Consider the following 2,586-nt stretch of genomic DNA (forward strand, 5'->3'; position numbering starts at 1 on the left):
ACACGTAGTATTGAATTAAGAACTTGCTTCAATTTAATATTAACAATTTATGATAAACGAGGAGTGTTATAATGACTATAAAATTTATAGTATCTCATTTTATAAAAGATCACGCTAATGTAGATGACAAAAATGTTAGAGAAAAATATGGAATTTTAAGCGGAGTTATAGGAATAATAGTTAATTTAATACTATTTATAATTCAAATTATACTTGGTGTTCTTACTAATAGCATTGCTATAATTGCAAATGCCATTAATAACCTAACAGATGTGACTTCTTCCCTAGTAACTATTATTAGTTTTAAGCTTTCGAGTAAACCTGCAGATAAAGAGCATCCTTTCGGCCATGGAAGAATAGAATATATTTCTGCACTTATAATTTCCTTTTTAATATTAGCAGTAGGTTTTGAATTTGTTAAAAGCTCCTTCCAGAGAATATTGCATCCAGAGCCTCTTAAATTTAGCCTAATCACATTAATAATTATGATAATTGCTATACCTTTAAAGCTTTGGTTAAGTTATTTTAACAAGTCCTTAGGCAAATTAATTGATTCATCTACTATTCAAGCCACTGCCACTGATTCATTGAATGATGCGGCAATACTCATTGGACTTGTAATTTCAATATTAGTATCATATTTTACACATATTTCTATAGATGGATACGTGGGTATGATAATAGCAGTCTTTATAATAATATCTGGAATTTCCTTTATAAAAGAAACTCTTAATCCTCTATTAGGTGAAGCACCAGATCCAAAATTAGTAGAAGAGATAAGAACAGGTGTACTAAGCTATGATTATATTTCAGGTGTACATGATTTAATAATACACAACTATGGTCCAGGTAGATCTATGGCATCACTCCATGCTGAAGTACCTTGCAATATGTCAATTATGAAGATTCATGATGTAATAGATACTGCTGAAAAAGAACTTTCTAAAAAACTTAATATGTTTATTGTGATACATATGGACCCTATATGTAATGATTCTGCTGAAGTAATTTACACTAAGAATTCTGTTTTGAATATATTAAAAGACTTCCCCATTGTTGAGTCATTACACGATTTTAGAATAGTTGGAGAAGGTAAAAGTAGAAGTATAATATTTGATATAGTTATAGACTTTGATAATAAAATATCTGAAGAAGAACAAAAGATTCTTAAAGATAACATATCAGAAGCCGTGAAAGAAAAAAATCATGGTTATAATACAGTTATAACCGTAGACAGAGATTATACACAATAAATAATATTTAGTAAAAAAAGCTAACTCATTGGAACTAATAAATTCCCTAGAGTTAGCTTTTTATTAACTGAATTTAAATTAATCTTGATCTGTTAAAATTATAGGACCATCCTTTGTTATAGCAAGAGTATGCTCATATTGTGCTGAAAGGCTGCCGTCTACAGTACGTGCTGTCCAACCATTTGCATCCTCAACAGTTTCATAGCTGCCTATATTTATCATGGGTTCTATAGTAATTACCATTCCCTCTCTAAGCTTTATACCCCTTCCTGCTCTTCCATAGTGAGGTACTGCTACATCGTCATGCATCTCTTTACCTATACCATGTCCTGTGTAGTCTCTTACTACAGAATATCCAAGAGACTCTGCATAAGTTTGTATTTCATGCCCTATGTCACCTATGTGATTTCCTATAACTGCCTTTTTTATTCCTTTATAAAGGCATTCTTTTGTAACCTTCATAAGATCCTCTGCTTCTTTTGATATTTTGCCTACAGCATAAGACCATGCAGAGTCAGCAAGCCATCCATTTAGGTTTACCACCATATCTATAGTTACAATATCTCCTTCTTTTAAAGGTTTCTTTGTGGGAAAGCCATGACATATTTCATCATTTACAGATGCACATATGGCATAAGGATATCCCATATATCCCTTTTCCTCTGGAGTAGAATTGTGCTCCTTCAAAAATTTCTCTACAAAACTGTCTATTTCCATAGTAGTTATACCAGGCTTTATCATCTTAGCTATTTCCTTATGGCATGCTACTAATATTTTTCCTGCTTCTTTCATATATTCTATTTCCTGTTTTGTTTTTATTTCTATCAAAATTATCGCCTCAATCTTTAAATATTATATTAGGCACATTCAAATAAATAACTAATCAGTATGCTAGTCTATTTGACTTACTATTTATTTTCATATGCCTTATACTATTATTTTAACATATTCATATACTAAAATAACTGTCATCAATGATTTAACTTTATATAAATTATATAACATTAGGCATGTTCAAATAAATAACTAGTCAGTATACTAGTATATTATGAATCATACTACGTTAACAGAACCCTCTGATAGCACCACTATCATCAGAACCTGTTTCCTTGTATGATTCATAATATACGTCGTATCTTTGACTTGTTATTTATTTTCATATGCCTTAATAAAAAAATAGTTTTTCCAAATAAAATTTATTATTTTCTAAGTCATTAATATAACAAATAACATTACTTGATAATAAACTACCTTCTAATTATATGTATTATGAAAATTTACCACATATTATACACCGATAAAAATAAACTTTCAAGGTGATTCACCATGTCTG

The 2,586-nt window shown here is 29.9% G+C and carries 2 protein-coding genes; one reads left to right on the plus strand and one right to left on the minus strand.

Annotated elements, in window-relative coordinates; all coding sequences use genetic code 11:
- Nucleotides 1–71 precede the first annotated feature (71 nt).
- The gene (locus tag RH99_RS17855) at nt 72–1,253 is read left to right on the plus strand and encodes a cation diffusion facilitator family transporter (RefSeq protein ID WP_010241628.1); all 1,182 of its coding nucleotides are present in this window, start codon (nt 72–74) and stop codon (nt 1,251–1,253) included.
- Between the two features lie 78 nt (nt 1,254–1,331).
- On the opposite strand, the gene map is transcribed toward RH99_RS17855, so the two are convergent.
- The gene (gene map / locus RH99_RS17860; protein WP_010241630.1) at nt 1,332–2,081 is read right to left on the minus strand and encodes a type I methionyl aminopeptidase; all 750 of its coding nucleotides are present in this window, start codon (nt 2,079–2,081) and stop codon (nt 1,332–1,334) included.
- Nucleotides 2,082–2,586: the final 505 nt, after the last annotated feature.

It is taken from the genome of Clostridium arbusti SL206, assembly GCF_000246895.1.
Taxonomy (GTDB): Bacteria; Bacillota; Clostridia; order Clostridiales; family Clostridiaceae; genus Clostridium_I; species Clostridium_I arbusti.